This is a genomic window from Salegentibacter salinarum (assembly GCF_900168115.1).
GTDB lineage: Bacteria > Bacteroidota > Bacteroidia > Flavobacteriales > Flavobacteriaceae > Salegentibacter > Salegentibacter salinarum.
Map to the genome: position 1 here is coordinate 42,096 of NZ_FUZC01000020.1, position 21,823 is coordinate 63,918.

General features: G+C 37.8%; 16 protein-coding genes and 1 pseudogene. 16 read left to right on the plus strand and 1 reads right to left on the minus strand.

The window, feature by feature from the left end:
- Positions 1-251: 251 nt before the first annotated feature.
- The 15 genes from B5X53_RS17155 (at position 252) to B5X53_RS17225 (ending at position 17,966) form a co-directional block, all read left to right on the plus strand.
- Positions 252-3,272: a SusC/RagA family TonB-linked outer membrane protein gene (locus tag B5X53_RS17155; RefSeq protein ID WP_079714453.1), complete on the plus strand. Its 3,021-nt coding sequence runs from the start codon at positions 252-254 to the stop codon at positions 3,270-3,272.
- Between the two features lie 16 nt (positions 3,273-3,288).
- Complete coding sequence (locus B5X53_RS17160; RefSeq protein ID WP_079714454.1) at positions 3,289-4,818, plus strand: RagB/SusD family nutrient uptake outer membrane protein; 1,530 nt, start codon at positions 3,289-3,291, stop codon at positions 4,816-4,818.
- A 62-nt stretch (positions 4,819-4,880) separates the two neighbouring features.
- Positions 4,881-6,059: a glycoside hydrolase 5 family protein gene (locus tag B5X53_RS17165; protein WP_079714455.1), complete on the plus strand. Its 1,179-nt coding sequence runs from the start codon at positions 4,881-4,883 to the stop codon at positions 6,057-6,059.
- Positions 6,060-6,096: 37 nt separating this feature from the next.
- Positions 6,097-7,134 (plus strand): glycoside hydrolase family protein, encoded by a 1,038-nt coding sequence (locus B5X53_RS17170; RefSeq protein WP_079714456.1) that lies wholly within the window; start codon positions 6,097-6,099, stop codon positions 7,132-7,134.
- A gap of 4 nt (positions 7,135-7,138) precedes the next feature.
- The gene (locus tag B5X53_RS17175) at positions 7,139-8,896 is read left to right on the plus strand and encodes a sugar-binding protein (protein ID WP_101023058.1); all 1,758 of its coding nucleotides are present in this window, start codon (positions 7,139-7,141) and stop codon (positions 8,894-8,896) included.
- Positions 8,897-8,899: 3 nt separating this feature from the next.
- Complete coding sequence (locus tag B5X53_RS17180) at positions 8,900-9,940, plus strand: glycoside hydrolase family 43 protein (protein ID WP_079714458.1); 1,041 nt, start codon at positions 8,900-8,902, stop codon at positions 9,938-9,940.
- A 7-nt stretch (positions 9,941-9,947) separates the two neighbouring features.
- Positions 9,948-11,003 carry a cellulase family glycosylhydrolase gene (locus B5X53_RS17185; protein WP_079714459.1) on the plus strand — a complete coding sequence of 352 codons (1,056 nt, stop codon included), beginning with the start codon at positions 9,948-9,950 and terminating at the stop codon, positions 11,001-11,003.
- Between the two features lie 78 nt (positions 11,004-11,081).
- Positions 11,082-12,107: a glycoside hydrolase family 43 protein gene (locus tag B5X53_RS17190; protein ID WP_079714460.1), complete on the plus strand. Its 1,026-nt coding sequence runs from the start codon at positions 11,082-11,084 to the stop codon at positions 12,105-12,107.
- Between the two features lie 5 nt (positions 12,108-12,112).
- On the plus strand, positions 12,113-13,180 hold the full coding sequence (locus B5X53_RS17195; RefSeq protein WP_079714461.1) for a glycoside hydrolase family 43 protein: 1,068 nt from the start codon (positions 12,113-12,115) through the stop codon (positions 13,178-13,180).
- A gap of 18 nt (positions 13,181-13,198) precedes the next feature.
- Positions 13,199-14,368, plus strand: coding sequence for a glycoside hydrolase family 43 protein (locus tag B5X53_RS17200; protein ID WP_079714462.1), 1,170 nt, complete (start codon positions 13,199-13,201; stop codon positions 14,366-14,368).
- A gap of 15 nt (positions 14,369-14,383) precedes the next feature.
- A complete protein-coding gene (locus B5X53_RS17205; protein ID WP_079714463.1) occupies positions 14,384-15,583 on the plus strand; it encodes an aldose epimerase family protein in 1,200 nt (399 codons plus the stop codon).
- Positions 15,583-16,590, plus strand: a complete 1,008-nt coding sequence (locus B5X53_RS17210) for a glycoside hydrolase family 43 protein (protein WP_079714464.1) — start codon at positions 15,583-15,585, stop codon at positions 16,588-16,590. The genes B5X53_RS17205 and B5X53_RS17210 overlap by 1 nt, the downstream gene beginning before the upstream one ends.
- Before the next feature lie 40 nt (positions 16,591-16,630).
- Positions 16,631-16,834, plus strand: a complete 204-nt coding sequence (locus B5X53_RS17215; protein WP_143533278.1) for a site-specific integrase — start codon at positions 16,631-16,633, stop codon at positions 16,832-16,834.
- Positions 16,835-16,945: 111 nt separating this feature from the next.
- Complete coding sequence (locus B5X53_RS17220; protein ID WP_198550743.1) at positions 16,946-17,446, plus strand: DUF6088 family protein; 501 nt, start codon at positions 16,946-16,948, stop codon at positions 17,444-17,446.
- Between the two features lie 85 nt (positions 17,447-17,531).
- A complete protein-coding gene (locus tag B5X53_RS17225) occupies positions 17,532-17,966 on the plus strand; it encodes a putative quinol monooxygenase (RefSeq protein ID WP_079714466.1) in 435 nt (144 codons plus the stop codon).
- 248 nt (positions 17,967-18,214) lie between these two features.
- Here the strand turns inward: B5X53_RS17225 and B5X53_RS17230 are convergent.
- A pseudogene (locus B5X53_RS17230) lies at positions 18,215-19,467 on the minus strand (IS256 family transposase).
- An 871-nt stretch (positions 19,468-20,338) separates the two neighbouring features.
- On the opposite strand from B5X53_RS17230, the gene B5X53_RS17240 reads away from it, so the two are divergent.
- Entirely contained in the window at positions 20,339-21,451 is a 1,113-nt protein-coding gene (locus B5X53_RS17240) for a Fic family protein (protein ID WP_079714468.1), read from the plus strand.
- Positions 21,452-21,823: the final 372 nt, after the last annotated feature.

Consider the following 21,823-nt stretch of genomic DNA (forward strand, 5'->3'; position numbering starts at 1 on the left):
ACCAAAAATGTTGAAATATTGATACATAAATCTTGCATATCTTAAAATTAAATTAACCTACTTTGAAAAAGAGTTTTTCGTAATAAATGTATTGGTTATTCGTATTTTACTAATATTTAATGAATAAAAATACATAATTCATAAACGGTGGTTTAATACAATCCATGATTTTTACTAAAATTTTTGTTAATGAATCTTGTTATGCTCTTCAATTTGTTTCAAATGAATAAAAACTAACTAAATGAAATTCTATGAGAACTATTTTACCTTTTAAATTAATGTTCATTGTAGGTTTCTTGCTTTTTCCCTTCCTCTGTTCAGAAGCCCAGAATGCTTCACAGGTAACAGGAAAAGTAACAAACCAGAATGGCGAGGCTATTCCATTTGTTAATGTGGTGATCAAAGGTACATCAGTAGGTACTTCAGCAGACATTGATGGAAATTACACTATTGAAGCTAGCCCGGATCAAACCCTAGTATTCAGTTATATTGGGTTTGATTCCAGAGAGGTAGCTGTGGGCGATCAATCTGTGATTAATATCCAGTTACAAGAGGATATTGCGGCACTGGACGAAATCGTTGTCGTCGGATATGGTACCCAGGAAAGAAAGGACCTGACCAGTGCTATTTCGGTAGTCAGCTCCGATCAGATTCAAAAAAGACAGACCACTACTGTAGCGGAGAGTTTGCAAGGTCTTGCTGCTGGGGTAAATGTTAGAGGGGGAGGTCAACCTGGTCAGGAAGCCAGAATTGAAATTCGCGGGCTTAAAAATCTTCAGAGCGCAAACCCTCTATATGTAATTGATGGTATGGTTACTACTGCCAATAGGGATTTTAACCCGAATGATATTGAATCCATTCAGATTCTTAAAGATGCGGCAGCTGCTGCTATTTATGGGTCCAGGGCAGCAAATGGTGTCGTTATTATTACTACTAAAAAAGGAAAAAAAGGCCCCTTACAGGTTAATGTAAGTTCCAAATTAAGCATTACCGAAGTACCACGGTATGATCTCGCGGGACAGGAGGAGTTTGTGAGATTAAATAACATGGCCTATGATAATGCCGGAATTCCCAGGCAGGATCTTAACCTGGATGTAAATACCGACTGGCAGGAAGAAGTATTCCGAACTGGAATGATTCAAGATCAAAATGTTAGTTTTTCCGGTGGTGGAGAGAACAGTTCTTATTTTATGTCCGGTAACTATTTTGGTAATAAAGGCACCGTAATCGATACTAAGTTTGATCGTGTATCTTTTAGAGTTAATAGTAGTGGAAGCAAAGGAATTTTTAGCGTGGGTGAAAACCTGGCCATCTCAAATTCCAAGAATAATGAAATTGGTGGTCCGGAAGCTTTACGAGGCAATCCTTTTATTGATGTAGTCAGAATGTTTCCTACGATACCAGTTCGTGATGAAAGTAATCCAGGCGGGTATGGTTACGGTAAATCCGGGGTAGCAAATACCTTTGGAGCAAACCCGATTGCCATTTCTAATCTTATAGATCAAACTATAGAAAACTTAAGAATTAGAGGAAATGTTTGGGCCGAATTAGACCCATTTTCATGGCTAAAATACCGGGTGAGTTATGGTTATGAAACCAGCTTTGACGATTTTAAATATTTACGAAGAGAAGGAAGTTGGACCTTAAACCAACCTCAGGATCCCTCATTTACAGATCAAAATAGGGCTCAATCACAGACGCACCTCCTGGAAAATACATTAACTTTTGATAAGGAATTTGGTAAACACGACATTTCCTTGGTTGTTGGAACAACCTACCAAAAGGATTCTTATGAACAGATTAATGGTTTAAAGCGAAATCTTCTTGTAAATCCCAACACCGGTGAATATTTCGATGTCCTTGATTTAGGAGACCAGGCACAGGTTGGAGGATTTAGAAATGAATCTACGCTTCTTTCTTACCTTGGTAGGCTTGAATATAATTTTGATGATCGTTATATCGTAAATGCCGTATTTAGAAGGGATGGATCTTCAAGATTTAGTGATGAAAACAAATGGTCTAATTTTCCTTCCCTCTCAGCGGCCTGGAGGCTGAGCAATGAATCCTTCTTCGATATTAATAATATAAGTGACCTTAAACTTAGAGCTAGTTATGGAGAGCTAGGTAGTGGGAACATCGGGAATTACGAATACCAGGGGTTCATAAATACATTCGGAGCAATTGTATTGGGAAATGGACAAAATTTATATCCATCAGCAACCCAGGTTAGACTTGCAAATTCGCGATTAAGATGGGAAACTCTAAAACAAACTAATCTAGGTGTTGATCTTAGTATGTTTAAAAATAAACTGCAGTTTACCGCTGACTATTTCGTGGCAAGAACCGAAGATGTGTTATTCGGTTTCCCAATCCTTCTTTCTACAGGGAATGATGGAGGAAACCCTATTTCAAATGCTGCAACTGTAGAGAATAAAGGTTTTGAGTTTAATGTGTCTTACAATAAAGTGGTTAATAATGACCTAAGCTTTAATGCTTCTGTTAATTTCACAAAACTTAATAATAAACTTGTAAGATTAGGAAACGGTTTAAATGAGAGTATTCAAGGTAATACAATAACCCGTGCCGGAGGACCGGTTGGAATGTGGTATGTACTTCAAACGGATGGACTGTTCCAAAGCCAGGAAGAAATTAACAATTATACAAATTCGGAAGGAGAAATAATCCAACCGGATGCTCTGCCAGGAGATATACGATTTTTGGATATTAATGATGATGGCGAGATTACCAATGAAGATAAGGAAGTAGTAGGAAGTCCCTGGCCAGATTTTGAAATGGGTCTCAATGCAGGCCTTAACTATCGGAATTTTGATTTCTCAATGAACTGGATAGGTTCTTTTGGAGCTACAGTATACAACGGCTATAGAAGTACCGTGGATCGATTTGATGATGATACTAATTATAGATCAGGAATTCAACCCTGGACCCCGGAAAATCCTAATACAGATTTCCCCAGAGTGGTAAAAGGAACTACGCTGAATTCAAGAGGGGATAGTGACAGGTGGTTGGAAGATGGCAGTTTTGCACGATTGAAATACATTGGTTTAGGCTATAACATTCCAGCCAATACCTTGGAAAAAATAGGGTTTTCAAGAGCGCGTATTAGTCTCTCCGCACAAAATATACTTACTATAACCGATTATCAAGGTCTGGATCCGGAGTTTAGTAATAACAATATTTTCCAAAGAGGAGTTGATTTGGGCTCATTCCCAAATGTTCAAACGTATTCATTAGGCGTAGAATTTGGTTTCTAAAAAAAATATATCAACGATGAAGAAATTACTATTAATATTTACAGTTTTCTGTTCCCTCTTAGCGCTAGTGTCCTGCCAGGAGGAGGAACTTGATCTTAAGAACCCCAATGCTTTAACAACCGATCAATTTTGGGTAACACCAAATGATGCCGAGTTAGGGGTTAATTCAATTTATGCCATGTTTTATAAAGATGGACTGTGGGCACGCTGGATGTACTTCAGGTTAGATTTAACTTCAGATGAAGGTTTTAGTACCAGTCCCTGGATAGAACTTGCGGATTGGACCCGCTTCAATTATATAAATTATAATTTTTGGGAAGGTAACGCGGTTACATGGAGGGATTCCTATAAAGCAATTTTCAGGGCTAACCAGGTTCTGGCAAATGTACCGGAAATTGAATTTGAGGATGAAGCCCGAAAACAATCAATCATTGCGGAGGCTAAATTTTTAAGAGCATTACATTATTATTATGCCGGCCTACTTTGGGAAAACATTCCTATGGTACTGGAACCTTCTACTCCTGATGCACTTCCGCAACAAGTTTCACAAGAAGAAGTTTTTGCCCAGGTGGAACAGGATTTAAACGATGCATTTACAGATCTGCCTATGCAATGGGATGCTGAAAATGTGGGAAGACCTACAAAAGGAGCTGTAAAGGCTATGCTCGCCAAAGTTTATATGCAGCAGCATAGGTGGCCAGAAGCAAAAACAGCATTGGATTTTCTAGTCATTGGTGAGGGTGCGAATTATTCACTTGTGGATAATTACAAGGACAATTTTACCGATATCAATGAGAATAATTCCGAGTCTGTATTCGAAATACAATTTGGCGATCAACGCCGAGGCGGTACAGGAGAAGGCCAGGATGCATCAGTATCCAGTACAAGAGCACAATTTTTTGCTCCAAGAGGTATTGGATGGTCTGATGGACAAGCCAGATTCTGGCTAGTTGATACTTTTAAAGAAGAACAAACCGTAGCTGGAGAAATAGATCCCAGATTACAACATTCGTTATTTTATCCAAGTTTATTTGAAGATTTCGGAGATAGAACTTACGGAAGAGAATGGGAATGGGGCGAAGACGAAGCTTGGTTCAGAAAAGGTGCAAGAGATTATAAACGAGATAATGAAGATTATTTTTCTGGTGTAAACTGGAGACTTATCCGATATGCCGATATTTTACTACGCTATGCTGAAGTTTTAAATGAACTGGAAATGACCTCTGAAGCTTATCAATATGTGGATATGGTAAGGGAAAGAGCAAACATGGCACCTTTAGCAGATACTTACCCTGAAATTGGAAATGATCAGGATAGATTCCTTGATCGGCTAAAAATTGAGAGAGTCCTGGAACTATCGGGAGAAAGCGTACGTTGGGAAGACTTAAAACGCTGGGGTGACCTGGAAGATCAGGCTTCTGTAGATGAAATAGCGGAAAGAGATCCTGATTTTAACAATTTCGAGATAGGTAAGAATATTAGAATGCCCATACCTCAGAGCGAGGTTGAAAACAATCCCAATTTAGAGCAAAATCCTCAATATTAATTATTAAAGAATCCCTGGAGCTTTGAATTAGCCACTGCAGGGATTTTTATTTAAATAAATGTATGAAAAAGACATATTTCCTATTGTTATTGTTAATGTCCAGTGTTCTTTTTTCCTGTAAAGAAACCCAGAATAAGGAAGAAAATATAGCGGCCAACAATTCAGAAGAAAGGGCTTTAGAAACCCGAACCATTTGGAGTAAGGAAAAAGCTGAAGAATGGTATAGTAAGCAACCCTGGTTGGTAGGAGCAAATTTTAATCCCAGTACTGCGATCAATCAGCTGGAAATGTGGCAGGAAGAAACCTTTGACTCAGAAACCATAGATAAGGAACTGGGTTGGGCAGAAGACATAGGTATGAATACTATGCGGGTCTATCTTCATGACTTATTGCATAAAAACGATCCGGAAGGTTTGTATAAAAGAATGGATGAATTCCTAAAAATAGCGGATAAGCATAGAATGAAAACATTATTTGTGCTATTCGATTCCTGCTGGGATCCATTTCCTGAGGCAGGAGAACAGAGGGCTCCAAAACCACATGTACACAACTCCGGATGGGTACAGAGCCCTGGGCAGCAAGTATTGCAGGATAGTTCACAGTATGATAGGCTTGAAAAGTATGTAAAGGAAACAATTGGCGAGTTCAGGAATGATGACCGAATTCTAGGATGGGATGTATGGAATGAACCTGATAATATGACGGGACCTTCCTATGAGGATGTAGAAATACCCAATAAAGTAGAATTGGTCCTACCGCTTCTAAAGGATGCTTTTGGATGGGCGCGAGCAGCCAATCCTACCCAACCCTTAACTTCCGGTGTCTGGATCGGCGATTGGAGTGATCCGGAGAAAATGGAACCAATGCATAAAATGCAATTGGAACAATCTGATATAATCACTTTTCATAATTATGATTCACCAGAAGACTTCGAAAAGAAAATCAAAGATTTACAGAGATACGGAAAACCAATTCTTTGTACGGAATATATGGCACGACCTAATGGAAGTACCTTCCAGGGATTTCTTCCCATAGCCAAAGAATATAACGTAGGAATGTATAACTGGGGCTTTGTAGATGGTAAAACCCAAACTAAGTATCCCTGGGATAGCTGGACCAAAACGTATACTTCAGAACCGGAGGTGTGGTTTCATGAAGTTTTCAGGAATAATGGAGAACCTTATGATGAAGAAGAAACGGAATTGATTAAAGAACTTTCCGCAGAGGTGAATACTCCTTAGAATACTGAGCTTAAAGTTAACACTCAACCCTCAACTTATGAAACATTTTAAATTTATTTTCATCTTACTGGGACTTTCCAATGTACTGGCTCAGCAACCGGATCCGCCCGGCCAAGTAAATTCAGGGGAAAAAGCGGTAAATGAAGCTTATCTATTTGCCCATATGACTCATAAGGATTACGGAAGGTTGTACTATTCTGTGAGTAAAGATGGTTTGCACTGGCAAAATTTGAATGAAGGTGAGCGGGTTTTTGATAACTATCAGGGACATCCGGATATTGTAAAGGGACCAAAAGGGAATTATTATATCGCGGGGAATACAAGCGATTCATCTCCTGATATTAATATCTGGAGTTCTGATGATTTGATAACCTGGGAAAAACATGCCATATATACTCCTGATTTAACTGCTACTCCCGGTTATGAAAATGCCTTGCAGAGAATTGGTGCTCCAAAACTCTTTTATGATAAGGCTTCATCACAATTTATTATGACCTGGCATACTCCCCATAAGGAAGGAACTAAAGAGGACCCCGAAAGATATTGGGCAAGCCAGCGTACTTTGTTTGTACTTTCGGATGATCTCAAAGAATTTAAGGGTCCACCTAAAATGCTATTTGACTGGAATATCGGTACTATAGATGTGATTATCAGAAAAGTGGATAGCAGTTATTATGCAATTATAAAGGATGAGACTTATCCTACGCTTTATTGGCCAACTGGAAAAACCATTCGCATAGCGAGAGCAAACTCGTTGTTAGGACCATATTCTCTCCCGCAGGAACCCGTAAGTCCGAATTTTAGGGAAGCGCCGAGTTTGATTCCTTCACCAACTGGAGAAGTCTGGTATCTCTATTATGAACAATATCCTGGGGTTTCCTATGGCCTCTCCATAGCGGATAATCTCAATGGGCCCTGGTACCAGGCTTCAGGATATACCTTTTTTAGCGATTGGGATAAATACAGCTTACCTGAGAAGGTAAGACATGGCTCTATGATTACTATTTCAGGAAAAGAATATGATACATTGGTTAATGAATTCGGAATCTCATTAGAGACAAAAGGTGAAAAATAGGGTTATGAAATTTTTAATAAAATTATTCCTTGCAGCTTTGGTGATAGTAATGATAAGTTGTTCCACAGATGAAGCTCAGCCTAAAAACGATGAGATTGATGATGATCCCGTTTCTGGAATTGAATCCAGGACGCCGGTTGCAGGAGTTAGAATTGCCTGGGATTTTAATACGAAAACTTTGGTCTCCCAAGAAAACGACACAGGCTATAGTGGTTATCCCCGCTTAATTCAACTCGAGGATGAATCCCTTTTGGTTGTTTATGAGTCCAAGGGAAATGTTTTAGTAAAGAAGAGTAATGATTCGGGTGAGAATTGGTCTGAACCAATAACGGTTGTCAAAGGTGACCAGGGGGTTAATATGGCGACACCTGATGTCTTGCAATTGCAAAACGGAGCTATTTTAGTGATGTATAATCCACGTCCTGGAGAAACCGCTGACCCGACTAAAAAATTTTTAATCAAGACGATTTTGAGTAATGATAACGGAATGAGTTGGCAAAACGATCAGGTCGTATATGAAGGCGACACGGAATTTGAAAATGGTGTTTGGGAACCAACGGCATTACAACTTCCAGAGGGGGAAATTCAATTATTTTTTTCCAATGAAAGTATATACCCGAATTCAAATGAACAAAATATCTCGTTACTGCGCTCAAAAGACCATGGATTGACCTGGAGTGAACCGGAAATTGTGAGTTTTAGAGCAGGTAGTAGGGATGGAATGCCTGCTCCCTTATATTTAGACAATCAGAATGAAATTATGCTCTCCATTGAAGATAATGGAGAGCATAATCAATTCAAGCCTTATATAATTAGAAATTCTGTTTCTGAAAACTGGTCACATACCATTGGGGGTAGCAGTGAGCAAAGAAATTATGCTTTGTTAGAGGAATTGGAAAATTCGGAATATGCAGGAGCTCCTTATTTAGCTCAATTGCAAACAGGAGAGACATTACTTTCTTACCAGGGAACTGATGCGCGCAATGGGAACGATTTGAATAATGCCGATATGAAAGTAGCTTTAGGCAATGAGAATGGAGAAGATTTCAATAGGATTTCCACACCCTTCCTAATACCTGAAGGAAAATCAGCACTATGGAATAGTATCGCCGTATTGAATGATAATACAGTAATAGCTCTTACCACCACAAATGCATTTTCCTCAGCTAATGCTTCAGAAGTCTGGATGATTAAAGGTCAGGTAATTCCTGAATTAAAGGCAGAGCATACTTCCCTAGAAATTGATGGAGAAACTACAGAAGGTATATGGAAAGATCATTTTCCGATTTTTATTGGGCATACAAGTTCCACGCGACTTCAGGCTAATGTCTCTTTCGATAACCAGAATCTTTATATAATATCCAAGGTATCGGATGTAACAGTATCAACCGATAATCAAAATATAGCCAATAATGACGGCATGGTAATTTATTTAGATCCCTCCAATAAAAGCTTTGAAACCCCTGGTCCGGGTACCTATAAAATAATTATTTCAGCATCTAACCAGGTCTTGGCTTATGAAGGAAATGATTCCCAATGGCGGGAGATCGAATTGACGGAAATGGACACCGAAGTCATAAATAATGAAGAGGGATATGCCCAGGAAATCGCCCTGGCTTGGAACGCTATAGGAGGTAAACCAACCTCTAATACGATTGGTTTGAATGTGGAACTCATAGAAAGAGGTGACTCCAACTATATCGAGACAATTTCAGCCACTCAGACAGATGCACCTTATACCTGGTTAAGCTTAAAGTTATAAAAGATGAACACAGAACACCAATACATAATCGGCTTACTTTTTATCCTGATGTTTGCAAATTGTTTTTCACAATCCAAAACTTTTACAAACCCCTTATTACCATCAGGCGCAGATCCTTATAGTACCTACTATAATGGATATTACTATTATACCCATACCCTTCAGGACAAGCTTGTCTTGTGGAAGACTAAAAACCTTGCCAATATTGCAGCGGCCGAAAGTAAAATCATTTGGACGCCTCCCGAAGGAACTATGTATTCCAAAGATATCTGGGCTCCGGAATTTCATATAATTGATAACAAATGGTATGTATATTTTGCTGCGGATGATGGGAACAATGAAAACCATCGAATGTATGTACTTGAAAATGATAATGAAGATCCTTTTCAAGGAGAGTGGGACTTTAAAGGTAAAGTGGCGGCCTGGCCGGATCGCTGGGCTATTGATGGGAATGTGTTTACTTATGAAGATGAACGCTACATGATTTGGTCAGGCTGGGAAGGACATACCAATGGCCAGCAGAACATTTATATCGCAAAAATGAAAAATCCCTGGACAATTGAGGGCAAACGCGTGCTGATTTCTGAACCTACCTATGTTTGGGAAAAACAGGGTGATTTGGATGACGAGGAGAACCCACCACACGTTAATGTCAATGAAGGTCCTCAATACTTAGAACATAACGGAGAAATTTTCATTGTGTATTCAGCAAACGGGTGCTGGACGGATTACTATTCCCTTGGATTACTTAGTTTTAAGGGTGAGGATATTCTCGATCCGGGTTCCTGGATAAAACATAATAAACCGATTTTTAAAAAGTCGGAAGAAAATTCTGTCTATGCGCCCGGCCATAATTCCTTTTTCAAATCTCCCGACGACTCTGAAGATTGGATTCTTTATCACGCTAATTCCCGCCCAGGAGAAGGTTGTGGTACAAGAAGGTCTCCCAGGATGCAAAAAATAAAATGGAATGAAGACGGTACACCAAATCTAGGAACTCCAGTTTCAGCAAAAACTATATTAGAAATACCAACACTAAAATAATTTAATTATGAAAAAAAATATTCTTACAACACTCTTAGTAATCATCTCCTTAGGTAGTTTAAATGCACAGGAGAGATGGAGCCGAGAAAAGGCTCAGGACTGGTATAATCAACATGACTGGATAACGGGCGCAAATTTCAACCCCAGTACAGCCATTAATCAGTTGGAAATGTGGCAGGAAGAAACCTTTGATCCCGAAACCATCGACAGGGAGTTGGGTTATGCTGCTCAAATAGGATTTAATACGATGAGGGTTTATTTGCACAGCCTTGCCTATAAAGCCGATCAAGAAGGTTTTAAATCCAGAATGGAAGAGTATCTGAAAATTGCAGACTCCCATGATATCAAAACCATGTTTGTGATATTCGATGATGTTTGGGACGCTAATCCTAAAACCGGAAAGCAGCCAGAGCCTAAACCCGGAACACATAATTCCGGATGGGTGCAGGATCCCGGCTATCCTGAATCGGTTGAGATGGCAGATTCAAAAGAATTAGAAGCATATGTGAAGGACATACTTAATACGTTTGGAGAGGATAAGCGGGTGTTGCTTTGGGATCTTTATAATGAACCCGGAAACAATGATAAGGGCAATGAATCTATGCCTTTGTTGAAAAATGTTTTCAAATGGGCTCGAGAGGCCAATCCCTCACAACCTTTATCAGTAGGACTTTGGAAATGGAATTTAAAGGATCTGAACACTTTCCAGGCTCTAAATTCAGATATCATAACTTATCACAGCTACGATGAACCCGAAAAACATAGACGTATTATTGAATTACTAAAAACCCATGGACGTCCTATGATATGTACGGAGTATATGGCACGAACCAGAAACAATACTTTTAATAATACCCTACCGATGCTCAACGAAGAAAATATCGGTGCCATTAATTGGGGCTTGGTTAGCGGGAAATCCAATACGATTTATGCCTGGAATACCCCCATAGAAAGTGGGGAGGAACCTGTGGAATGGTTCCATGATATATTTAGAAAAGATGGGACACCTTACCGCCAGGATGAAGTAGACCTGATTAAAAAATTAAATGCAGAGACTCCTTAGGAAGATGTCAACCTTGTAAAAACACATGGATAATTGTAGCAGAGAGTTTAAATAGCAAAAATTTCACATAAAGAAAAAATGAAAAAATACATTTTAAAAGTGCTAATGTTTATCGTTGTTATACTAAACATTTCATGTACCGATGGAAAAGGTAATTCCAGGTCGGAGAACGATATTTCCCCGGATACTGAAAATGAAACTAAATCTGAACAAATTGAACTTGCTGATCCGACAATTTTCTACCATAATGATACCTATTATTTATACGGAACCTCACAGGGAAGCCTTGCTGAGAAAGGTTTAGGTTTTTTAGTGTTTACTTCGGATGATATGGAGAATTGGGAAGGTCCGGTAGGTAAGTCAAATGGCTTTGCGTTAGCCGAAACCGAGGCTTACGGAAATCAAGGTTTTTGGGCACCCCAGGTTTTTGAATATAAGGATACCTTTTATATGGCATACACTGCCAATGAGAATATAGCTATTGCAACAAGCGATAGCCCTTTGGGGCCATTTGTCAATGCGGGGGAAGCCTTATATGCTGAAACTAAACAAATTGATCCATTCGTTTTTTTTGACAACGGAAAAGCTTATTTATATCATGTGAGGCTTGAAGATGGAAACAGGATATTTGTAGCCGAAATGGAAGAAGACCTTGAAAGTATTAAACCTGAAACTCTTAAAGAGTGCCTATCGGCAACACAACCATGGGAAAATACAGCGTCTGCCGCATGGCCCGTGGCCGAGGGCCCCACTGTTTTAAAACATAATGAACTTTACTACTTGATTTACTCTGCCAATGATTTTAGAAACCCTGACTATGCTGTGGGATATGCAACGGCGGATAGTCCTGTGGGACCCTGGGAAAAGTCTGGTGATAATCCGATTATTAACAGGGAAATGGTAGGGGAGAATGGCTCGGGGCACGGTGATATTGTAATAGGGGAAAATGAGGAGATGCACTATGTGCTACACACCCATTTTTCCAATGCGTCGGTCCATCCAAGAAAAACAGCCATAATTAAACTTAATTTCAATGAAGATGCGGAGGGGAATGTGTCCTTAACTGCAGAGGAAGAGAGCTTCAAATTTTTAAAATCAAATTAGAATTTATGAATTATAAACCATTATTACTTCTTTTTGTTTTATACGTGACCTTCGGGTGTAATCAATCAGATAATGAACCATCTTCGAATGATGATAATGATAGTTCCGTAGTAGCGGAGGAAAACACGTTTAAAAATCCATTATTATCGTCTGGGGCCGATCCCTGGGTGATAAAAAGAAATGGTACTTATTATTATACCCATACCACAGGAAATAAACTGCAAATATGGGAGACCAAGAACATGGAAGACCTTAGCAGTGCAAGCCCTAAAACTATTTGGACTCCACCTTCGGGCGAGGAATATTCTACTCAGATCTGGGCCCCTGAATTACATTATATAAACGAAGCATGGTATATGTATTTTGCCGCTACTTCCAATAATAGCGACAAAGACAGGAGAATGTTTGTGCTGGAAAACACGGCTGAATCTCCCATGGAAGGAGAATGGGAATTTAAGGGCAAAATAGCCGATGAAACCGATCAGTGGGCTATAGATGGTACAGTTGTAGAAATTGCAGACGAAAAATATTTTGTATGGTCTGGTTGGAGAACAGAAAACCCGGAAGTTAATTCAGGCAGACAGCAGCTTTATATCGCCAGGATGGAGAACCCCTGGAGTCTCGAGGGTTCCAGAGTGATGATTTCTGAACCGGATTATGAGTGGGAAAAAAACGGGTTGGTAAATGAAGGGCCGGTAGCCTGGAAAAATCCAAATGGGGAATTGTTTATGTTTTATTCAGGTTCGGGTTGCTGGACCGATGATTATAAGATAGGGGTACTTTCTTTCGAAGAAGGAGATCCTCTTGACCCGGCTTCCTGGAAAAAGCATCAAGAACCTGTGTTTGAAAAGAGTGAGATCAACAATGTGTATGGTCCAGGTCATAACAGCTTTTTTAAATCTCCGGACGGATCGGAGGACTGGATTTTATACCATGCTAATGATCATTCTAGTGATGGATGTACTGATAAAAGAAAACCACGCGTGCAGCAAGTTCATTGGGATGAGCAGGGGTTTCCTGATTTCGGAATACCGGCGGGCAGGAATGACCAATTAACACCACCTTCTTCATAATAATAAAACCAAATTCAAATGAAAAAAAAATTTAAATGCCAATATCTTCTTTTTATAAGCCTGGCATTTTTAGCTTTCTCTTGCAAACAGGAAGAAAAGAAAAGTGATAACAAGAAAAAAGATCTTGCCCAGGTCAAAACATATTCCAATCCCCTGGATGTCGAATTCGGAGATCCCTATATCTTAAATGATGGTGATGGTAAGTTTTTTATGTATGGCACTGGCGGCGGGGTTAAGAACGGTTTTGCTACATATTCTTCTAATGATTTGGTGAACTGGGAGTTTGAAGGCCAGGTTTACAAGGGGAATGATGAAGATTCCTGGGCAATAGGCAGTTTCTGGGCTCCTGAAGTTTATAAATTCAACAATAAATATTATATGTTTTTTAGTGCTCAATGGAGAAAGAATCCCAGTGATGAACTGGAAAACTTTAAAATAGGGGTGGCGGTTGCTGATCAACCAACCGGCCCATTTAAGGAAGTAAGTGATGAGCCGCTTTTTGATCCCGGTTACCCGGTGATAGATGCGAATGTATTCCAGGATGACGATGGGAAGTTTTACCTCTATTATTCAAGGGTAGCCTATAAGCACCCGGTAGAAACAGAAATTTCTGAATGGGCCAGGGAGAAAGGTTGGTTTGATGAGATTGAAGAAAGTTGGGTGTATGGTATAGAATTGAAACCAGACTTTAGCGGAGTAATAGGAGAACCTCAATTATTGCTTCGTCCACCAAAAAAGATGGATGAAGATAATGCAGAATGGGAAAGTCTTTCTGTTACCACCAGGGAAGTCAATCGTAGATGGACCGAAGGATCTTTTACTTTTAAACATAACGGGATATATTATATGATGTATTCCGCTAATTTTTATGGGGGTCCAAATTATGCCGTAGGATATGCCACGGCACCTTCACCTCTAGGCCCTTATCAAAAAGCTGATCATAATCCTATTCTTGCGAAGAATATTGAAAAAGGAGGTAATGTTACCGGAACGGGACATAATAGCCTGGTGTTTTCAAAAGATAGCACTAAAATCTATGCTGTTTATCACGGCAGAACTAAATCCACGGGAGATGAGCGTGTAGTTTTTATTGACAGATTAAGAATTCTTGAAAATGGAAAGCTTCAGGCAGAAGGGCCAACAACAACAGATCAACCACTTCCATTTCTAACTAACGAAACTGAATAACCTAATAAGATACCTATGAAACAAGTATATTTCTTAATGATAATAAGTTGTCTGAGTACAGTCTTCTATTCCTGTAAAGATGAAACTAAATCAACAAAAGGATTAACTTCAAAAGAATCACAAACAATGAAAAATAACCCGGAAGAGCTTCTTAAAGCCGAAAATTTCGATACTATAATTGATAACAAAAAGGTCAGGTTATACTGGTTAGAGAATGATAGTATTAAAGCTGCTTTTACAAATTATGGAGGAAGACTTGTGGGGTTATGGGTTCCAAATCGTAAAGGCGAAATGACCGATGTAGTGGTAGGAATGAACAGTGTAAAGGGGTTTGTAGAATCAACGGAACCCTATTTTGGAGCAACCATAGGCCGGGTAGGCAATAGAATCGCTGATGGTAAATTTCAGTTAGAAGATAAAGAGTATAACATTCCCAAAAACAATGGTGAGAATAGTTTACACGGTGGGAATAAGGGATTTCAATATGTGGTTTGGAATGCTACCCAGCCTGAAAAAAATAAACTGGTACTGGAATACCAATCTCCTGATATGGAAGAAGGTTTTCCAGGTAATCTTGATGTTAAAGTAACCTATTCCCTCACCGATGACCAGGAAATTGTAATGGAATACGAAGCTACCACCGATAAAGCTACGCCTGTAAACCTAACCAATCACGCATTTTTTAATTTGAATGGAGAGGGCAGTGGAGAAATTTTGGATCATCAGCTTCAACTCAATGCTGATAGATTTACTCCGGTGGATAGCGGATTAATCCCTACAGGGGAATTACGCGAAGTGCAAGGAACGCCTTTTGACTTCAGAGAATTTCATAGAATAGGAGAACGTATAGAAGAGAATAATAAGCAATTAAATTATGGTAAAGGTTATGATCATAATTTTGTGCTCTATCAAGGGGAATCGAAATTTCAGGATCTGACCCACGCAGCAAGTGTTATTGGTGATCAATCCGGTATTAAGATGGATGTGTTCACTGAAGAACCCGGAATTCAATTTTATAGCGGCAATTTTATGGAAGGGAAGAATAATTTCAAATCAGGAGCCAGTGATGACTTCAGGACAGCTTTTGCCTTGGAAACTCAGCATTTCCCTGATGCTCCTAACCAGGATAATTTTCCATCAATTATACTGGAACCTGGAGAAAAATATCAGACTCTTTCAAAATATAAATTTTCGGTAATAGAGCAGGAAAACTAATGAGGCAGGTTTTTTACATATTAATATTTTTATTTGCAGGCGGGGTACATGCCCAGGTCAAAAATTATAAAAATCCTTTAGTAGATTTTAATTTTCCGGACCCTACTGTAATCAAAGCAGAAGATGGAAATTACTATGCCTATGCTACAAATACTGAAAGAAAGGGGGAGGTAATAAATATCCAGGTATTGAAATCTGACAATTTGGTATTATGGGAGGAACTGGGTGATGCGTTGCCGGAGAACCCAAATTGGGCATCTTCTGATTTTTGGGCACCCCACGTGGTTTATAATAAAAAAAATAGAAAATATTACCTGTATTATTCCGGAGAATCAAATGATAAAACAATAGGTAAATGCCTCGGCATTGCAATTTCTAATTCACCGGAGGGACCTTATATAGATAAAGGAGAACCATTATTATGTGGAGATAATTTTGTGAATATTGATCCAATGGTTTATCAGGATGAGAAGTCAGGGAAGAATTATCTGTATTGGGGTTCGGCTCATGAAAGTATCAAAATGCGCGAACTATCCAGGGATCTTTTAAATTTCAAAAAAGGTTCAGAAGTTAAAGAAATAATTCACCCAGTAGAAAATTCAGAAATTGAGAATTATGAAAATTTAATTGAAGGGGTATGGTTATCTAAGCATAAGGATTTCTTTTATTTGTATTATTCAGGTGATAATTGTTGTGGTGATGAGGCACATTACGCTGTTATGGTGGCTCGCTCGAAGAGTCCAGAGGGTCCATTCAAAAAGTTCAAAAACCCTAAGGGAAATTCTGTTATTTTAAGTCGAAATAAAGACTGGATTGCTCCAGGTCATAACTCCTTAATAACAGATGAAGAGGGGACTGATTGGATAATGTATCATGCGATAGATCCAAAAGACAGATCAAAAGGCAGAGTTTTTTTAATGGATAGCATAAATTATAAGAACGGCTGGCCTATAATTAAAAGCGGATCACCTTCGAGAAAATGGTTGCCGGCACCTCAAACCAATTAGCAATTAGACCTGGAATGTCAAAGATACTTTATTGTTAAATGTGGAAAAATTAAAAAACGAGGTTGTAGGTCAGAAATGGATTTTCACTTCTAGAAACAAGACCAAAGCCAAGGTTAAGATCCCTTTTTTAGATAAAGCTCTAGAGATACTCGAAAAGTATGACGAACATCCAATGACAGAAATAACCCAAATTACAATTTCCAACGTAGAGTTTGTTTTAATGGGTAGGAAAGAGAGGTATTAGACTTTCTGGGCTTGGTATTTGAGAATATTTCTTCAATTTTAATTTACTCACCTGGTAATAGTGTTTTGTCACAAAAATTTAAAATATTTGTGACAGAATTTTACGCAAAAGATGTCTGAATCCATTGAAAATAGAGTAAAAAAGAAGATTGGTAATTATAAGAGAGGAAAAATTTTTTCCCCGTCTGATTTTACTAATTTAGGTTCCTCAACAGCTATAAGACAAGCCTTAAATAGATTAGAAGAAGATGGGTTTTTAACTAGATTAGCTCACGTAATTTATTTGTATCCTAAAGAACATCCTATTTTAGGTGAATTAATACCTACTACAGAAGAGATTGCATTAGCTATTGCAAAAAGAGATAGAGCTCGAATAATTCCTACAGGAAATCAAGCCCTTAATAAACTCGGTCTTTCAACTCAAGTACCAATGAATATAGTCTATTTAACCGATGGCTCTTCCCGATCAATCAAGATTAATAATGGAAGCGCCCAAAAGCATAATCTGCCAGGTGTTGGCCGCTCCTTAATCGCTGTTTTCAACTTAAATTCAAATATAAAAGTTTTAATAAATCATCATATTACCTTGATGATAATAAGCCGAGACACTTGAGATTTTCCTAATTTTTTTTCTAAATTGGTTTGTTTTAATAAGTATAAGCATAAGATTCAAGATGGAATAAATAAAAAACGTAGTTATGAAATCTTTAAAAACCCAGCTATCTATTTTAACAATCATACTATGTTTTTCAGCTTGCAAGGAAAATAATGCAAGTAATGATGACTTCAGCACTAAAGAAAGGCTAATAAGAATAGCAGAATTAGAAATTTACCCTGAATACTTGGAGGAATATAAAGTGATTCTAAAAGAAGAAGCTGAGGCTTCAGTTAGGGTAGAGCCCGGAGTGGTTTCAATTTTTCCCATGTACCAGAAAGAAGAACCTAACCAAATAAGGATATTGGAGATATATGCTGATGAAAAAGCCTACGAGGCTCACTTGGAAACTCCCCATTTTAAATATTATAAAAACAATACTCAGAAAATGGTAAAATCCCTGAGATTAATAGATATGAATGCTATTGATGAAGAATCGATGCCAGAAATATTTAAAAAGATTCAGGGTCTTGACTAGCAGATTTCCTATTATTCCTCGATAAATTTAATAATGCTTGCCAGAATGCCTCCTACATAAATTCCTTGGTAATGAATCCAATTTCCATAAAGAGCAACTGTAATTGAAATCTTCATTAGTATTTAGAACTAAAGAGCAAGAAATAAAATTAAATTTTAAAAATTTCTCCAAAGTGGGCGTTAAAGTTCTAATCAGTTTAGGTCGTTTGAAGGGTTCTCCTAAGGCATTGCGTTTTTTGGGTCTGTAAATTAAACTCTGTCTGATATTTCAATTCCTCTGAGACTAGCCTCAGAGGAATTGGCGTTTATGGCCAGTGGTATCCGGTCTCCAAATTTAATATAAAATTGTTGGATCGTAAGGCTCCAATTATGCAAAGGAGCGGTCCATTTCTTCTCAATGTTTCTTGTAGCGAGGTAGACCAGTTTGAGTAATGACATATCATTAGTGAAAGCACCTTTGGTCTTGGTAACTTTCCTGATCTGACGATAGAAGCCCTCTACGGCATTGGTGGTATAAATATCTTCTGTATACTCAAAATACTGGGATAGCTGTTCCCAGTTACGTTGCCAGCTTTCAATGACTACAGGATATTTACTTTCCCATTTCTCTTCCAGGTTAATTAGTTCATCTTCGGCTACATCTTTAGTGACGGCCCTATAGACCTTTTTCAGATCTTTCATAAATTCCTTCTGATCCTTTGAAGCCAAGTATTTAAGTGAATTACGGATTTGATGTACAATACAAAGCTGCACCTGGGCCTTTGGATAAACGCTTAAGATGACCTGGGTAAAGCCTTTGAGGTTATCTGTACAGGCAATCAGGATATCCTGTAATCCGCGGTTCTGAAGATCGGTTAAAACCTGTAGCCAGAAATTAGCATCTTCACTCTCAGAAATGTACATCCCCAGGATTTCCTTTTTTCCTTCTTTTGTAATACCCAGGATGTTATAGAGTGCTTTGTGGGTAATCTTTCCATCCACTTTAATTTTATAATGCATGGCATCAAGCCACACAATGCAGTAGAGCGGCTCTAAAGGACGACTTTGCCAAGCTTTTATATCAGGAATAATCTGATCGGTGATCTGGCTTAAAACCGTATGGGAAATATCGGTATCGTACATTTCCTTGATATGCCCGGAGATGTCACGGTAGCTCATCCCTAGTCCATAAAGACCGATGATTTTCTCTGAAAGATTATCCGCTAGAATCGTCTGTCGTTTTTTGACCAGTTCCGGTTGGAAGCTGCTTTGACGGTCTTCAGGGTTTCAATATCAAAAGAGCCAAAGCCACTTTTGAGTTTTTTATTTCCCTTGCCATTACGCTTATTCCCTTTGGAGCGTTCATCGCTATTTAGATGGGAGTTCATCTCTGCCTCAAGGGCTTTTTCGATAACGTTCTTTAGCATCGGTGCAAAAGCACCGTCTGCACCAAAAAGGCTCTTGCCAGACATGAACTGGTCGAGTACCTTCTTCTCGAATTCTTGTTGTTCTTTTGTTGTCATAATTCTGTATGAATGAAATTAATAAATAATTCAATTCAGACAGAGTTTATTTTACACCCTCCGTTTTTTGGGCCCATTTTCATTATAAAGATCTGCTTAATTAATTCTATTTCTTTTTTATATTTTAAATCAGTTCTAGTAGCAAAGTGAAGTGTATTGGATACTTCTTTCAGACCGCTCCATACCAGTTTCATTTTGTTCGATTCCAGGGATTCTTTAACAAGTCCAGACCCCTGTTTTAAGTTTCTTGTTGCCCTTACCATTACGTGAAATAACTCCGATAAAATCTGATAATAGGCAGTTGGCCGATTTGCCCTTAAGACTTTTCTTCCATCGAAAAATTGGAATAAATAATGAAAGTGTTGGTGCTCTTAAAATCCTATGAACAGATATGATTTTAAATGGCCAGTTCAAAGTCAAGTACTTAAATCCTTATTAATCGTTTGATTTTCAAGGTTTTTTTGTTTTTAGGAGTCTTTGTCTATCCGCTGTTTTAATATCCTTTAAAATGGTGAAATAATTTATTTACAGTTTATTTGGTGATTTAATTGACAAACTTTTTTGAATTCAGTTTTTGTAGACAAAAAGATTTGTTTCTAGTTTAAACGTCAATTTCATCGACAAACTGTTTTGAATTCAATTTCTGTACACAAAGTTATTTGTATACAGTTTTTATGTCGATTTGATGGACAAACTGTTTTGAATTCAATTTCTGTACACAAAGTTATTTGTCTACAAGTTTTATAAGAAAGTGATTTACAAATTTTGTGAACCTAAAATTCACTATTTGTATACAACTTAAGGGTTATAATGGAAATCAAATAACTTTGTGTCTTATTTTTTGCTATTTTTGAGAATCAAAACATGAATTATGGATTTTAATGAAACAGAAGCAGTTCGATATCATTACGGAAAATTTCCACCTAAGAATATTAGCTATAATAATTTTATTACCGAAATTATTAAAGCCACGGCCGCTCTAGCGCGATTTGATCAAATGCTTAAAAACTTACATAATAATGAGATTTTGTTAGCTCCGTTAAGAAATCAAGAGGCTGTTATTTCTTCAAGAATAGAAGGTACAATAAGTACAATGGATGAAATTCTGCAATATGAAGCTGATGACGACGGTGGGAATTTAAATGCCAGATCAGAAGTAATTGAAACGATATTATACCAACGTGCACTAAAAAATGCACAAAAAGCATTGGAGGATGGATACGAACTTTCTACAAGTTATATAAAACAAATGCACCAACAATTATTACATTTTGGTAGAGGTGCAACCAAATCGCCAGGAGAATTTAAGACGGAACAAAATTACTTAGCAGATAAGATTAAAAAGAAGATCCAGTTTATTCCTATTAGTCCGGAAAAATTAGATGAAGGTCTTGATGAACTTTTTAATTACTTAAAGAATAGTGATGATCCCGCATTAATAAAAACTGCATTAATGCATCTAGAGTTTGAAGCACTTCACCCTTTTCAGGATGGAAATGGAAGAATTGGACGAATGTTAATAACTCTCTTTCTATGGAAAGAGGGGATACTCTCACAACCACATTTTTATATTAGTGGTTATATGGAAGAAAACAAAGATCAATATATAGATACTATGAGAAAAGTATCAGAAAAAAACGATTGGGAAGCCTGGATAAAATTTTTTTTAACGGCTGTGGAAAAACAAGCCATCTGGAATTTAGAGATTGCGGAAAATATAAGGACTCTCTATGAGAAAATGAAAATCGAATTTTCAGATATTCTTTCGTCCAAATGGAGTATGAATACTTTAGATTTTGTTTTTACTTTTCCGGTTTTTAGAAATAATAAATTTATATCCACTTCAGGTATACCTTCTGCAACTGCAGCAGGAATTACCAAAAAATTATTAGAAAATGGTTATTTGCTTCAAAAAGAAGAAGCATCAGGCAGAAGGCCGGCTTTATATTCCTTTGAACCACTTATGAGAATTGTGAGAGTGTAAAAATATTTCAATGCTTCTTTTAAAGCTCCTTCCATCTGCCGAAATTTAATTTCCGTTTTCTTTTATCTCTCTTATCATAGGCAAACAGATTAAATATGTATTACAATACGGGATTAGCTTTGTCCTATTACCAATACAATAATCTTTGTATTTTTATAGAATTGAAGTCAAAATATCACAAAATAGTTCAAAATTAAAGATACCTAAAAGGTTACCTTGATTTTTTAAAGCCCCGAAACTACATCTAAGACTAAGATGCGCAAATCAGGTTTGAATCCTGGCAAGGTCACTCTTAAGATTACCAAATCTTATCAAAACCGCGCAAATCTTATGATTCGCGCGGTTTTTTAGGTTTTGAACTTTCATTTTATT